Raw genomic sequence first — 2,566 nt, 5'->3', positions numbered from 1 at the left:
GGAGCGGCCGGTCAGCCGCACCAGGATTGCGTCGCAGCGGTGGATGAAGCCGCGCGACTGCTGGAGTCGCTCGGGCACCACGTCGAGCCGTCCGCGGCAGCGGTGCTGGACTCGCCCGCGATACTCGAGGGTTTTTCCGCCGTGTTCGGGACCATCGTCGCTTGGGAGGTCGACCGCTGGTCGCAGCGCATCGGCAGGCGGATCGACCTCGGTGAGCTGGAACCGATGAACGCGCGGACTGCCGAAGTGGGCCGCTCGGCGCCCGCCACGCAGTGGCTCTCCGGTTTGCACACCTGGCAGCAATGGGCGCGAGAGGCGGCCGCGCTGTGGGAGCAGGAGCTGGACGTGCTGGTCACGCCGACGCTGGCGACGCCGCCGTGGCAGCTCGGTGAACTCGCGCCGACCGCGCTGGCACCGGCCGAGCTCGCTGCCGCGGTAGGCGAGAAGATCGCGTTCACCGTGCCGTTCAACATCACCGGGCAGCCGGCGATTTCGCTGCCGCTGCACCGGAATCCCGATGGTTTGCCGATCGGGGTGCAGTTCGTCGCCGCGTACGGGCGCGAGGACGTGCTGATCCGGCTCGCCGCCCAGCTGGAGCAGGCCGCGCCGTGGTCGATGGCGCGGCCGCCGGTGTCGGCGTGAGCGGGGTACCGGCGGATTGCGCTTGGGCGTGCGCTACCGAACTTCGTCCGGGCCGGGAGCGGTTTCCTGCACTGAGGCGTCCTCCGGCTCCGAGCGCAGCGCGCTGATCCCGGCAGCGGCGTAACCGCCCGTCACCAGCAGGCCGAGCACCCGGGCCCTGGTCGACATTCCGCGCGAGAAGGCCGCTGCGGTGTCGGAAAGATCCACCAGCAGCCCGAGCCGCTGCCACTGGCGTTGCCGGCGCCCGCGGCTGGTGAGCGTGCCGAGCCCGAGGGCCGCGGCGCGTCCGGCGAACACCCGCATCAGGTAGTTCTCCCGCGGGCCGTCTGCTGCCAGGCCGACCAGCCGGGCGGAGCGCTGCGGCGCCACCCAGGCCGAAACCGCCAACAGCAGCCGCCCGAACGCGAGCGCGCGCACGAGCGGCGGGGTGGGCACGTGTTCGAGGTCGTGCGGCAAGAACTTCCGCCGCACCAGCAACGGCCCGACCCCGGAGTTCCACCAGCGCCGCCACGCCGCGGGCTGCCGGGCGAGCAGCGCCACCGCGGGCAGCGGATCGAGCCGGGCCTGCCTGCGCAGGATGCGGCCGTCCTCGTCGAGGGTGAGCTGATCGGTGACCGCCAGCCGCAGCGGCAACCGGCCGAGCGTTCCGGTCAGCCGCAGCTCGATCCGCACGGTGCGGCCTTCGGCCGCCCAGCGCAGCACCTCACCTCTCAGATCCGGGATGAGCTCGAGCAGCCGCCCGTACTCCTCGGCCAGCGCGTGCCTGCCCACCCGGTGCCGCAGCAGCGGCTGGACCAGCTCCGCTTCTTCGGCTAGCAGGTCGTCCCAGGCGTGCGGGTGCGGAGCTCGCCACCCGGCGGCGAACGCCGCCACGGCAGCCTCGGCGATCGATCGGTTCGCGGAGTTGTCGTGGTCCACGTCGTCTCCTCGCGGGTGGCGCGGACTCAGGTCGTGGGTGAGCCCGGGCGGTGATGAAGCCCTTCGGCGGTGTAGTAGAGCATGTCCGCGCCCGATTGCGGAACGTCGTGCGCGCAGTCCGGCAGCGAGTCTGCGCCGGTTCCAACAGGTCGTTGCGGAGGGTCCGTCAGAGGTCGAGCACCAGCGGGCCTTGTTCGGCGCGGGAAACGCAGATCGTCATGGAATCGGCCCGCTCATCGTCGGTGAGCACGTGGTCGCGGTGCTCGGCGGTGCCGCTGAGCAGGCCCACCTTGCAGGTGCCGCAGAAGCCTTGCCTGCAGGAGTAGGCGACATCGGGGAGCGCTTCTCGCACCACCTCCAGCGCCGTCCGGTCTTCGGGGACGTGCAGCGCGCGGCCGGTGCGCTCGAGATGCAGGTCGAACGGTTTCCCGTCGACGATCGGCGGCGCCGAGAACCGTTCGGAGTGCAGCTCGGCAGCCCGGCTGATGGCCAGGTCCATCCGCACACCGGTGATCATCGGTACCGGGCCGCAGCAGTACACCGTGGCGTCCTCCGGTGCGTGCTCCAGCAATTCACCGCTGGAGACCGGGACTCCGTACTCGGTGTCCGGGCGGACCCAAACCCGTTCCGGGGCCAGCCGGGCGATCTCGTCCAAGAACGGCATCGACTCCCGCGACCGTCCACAATAGACGAAGCGCCAATCGGTGCCCGCGGCAGCTGCGGCACGCACCATCGGCAGGATCGGGGTGATGCCGATGCCGCCGGCCACGAACAGGTAGCGCTGCGCCCGGATGAACGGGAAGGCGTTGCGCGGTCCCCGCGCGGTGATGCGGCTCCCGACGTCCAGCTCGGCATGCACTTCGCGCGAACCCCCGCCGCCGTCGGCGATCCGGCGAACCGCGATCCGGTAGCAGCCGCGATCCGCCGGATCGCCGCACAGCGAGTACTGGCGCTGACGCCCGGACGGCAGGACCACGTCGATGTGCGCTCCCGGCGACCACGCGGG

General features: G+C 71.8%; 3 protein-coding genes. 1 reads left to right on the top strand and 2 read right to left on the bottom strand.

The features are described from left to right. A partial coding sequence (locus tag IJH84_RS05320; protein ID WP_295140980.1) for an amidase family protein occupies window positions 1–642 on the top strand: 642 nt, incomplete at its 5' end. 33 nt (window positions 643–675) lie between these two features. Here the strand turns inward: IJH84_RS05320 and IJH84_RS05315 are convergent. Then, complete coding sequence (locus IJH84_RS05315; RefSeq protein WP_295140979.1) at window positions 676–1,560, bottom strand: nuclear transport factor 2 family protein; 885 nt, start codon at window positions 1,558–1,560, stop codon at window positions 676–678. 166 nt (window positions 1,561–1,726) lie between these two features. Then, on the bottom strand, window positions 1,727–2,566 hold an 840-nt coding region (locus tag IJH84_RS05310), incomplete at its 5' end, for a PDR/VanB family oxidoreductase (protein ID WP_295140977.1).

This window comes from Saccharopolyspora sp. (assembly GCF_017434145.1).
GTDB lineage: Bacteria > Actinomycetota > Actinomycetes > Mycobacteriales > Pseudonocardiaceae > Saccharopolyspora_C > Saccharopolyspora_C galaxeae.
The sequence above is the reverse complement of the archived record's forward strand: the minus strand, read 5'-3'. Positions and strand labels throughout refer to the sequence as shown.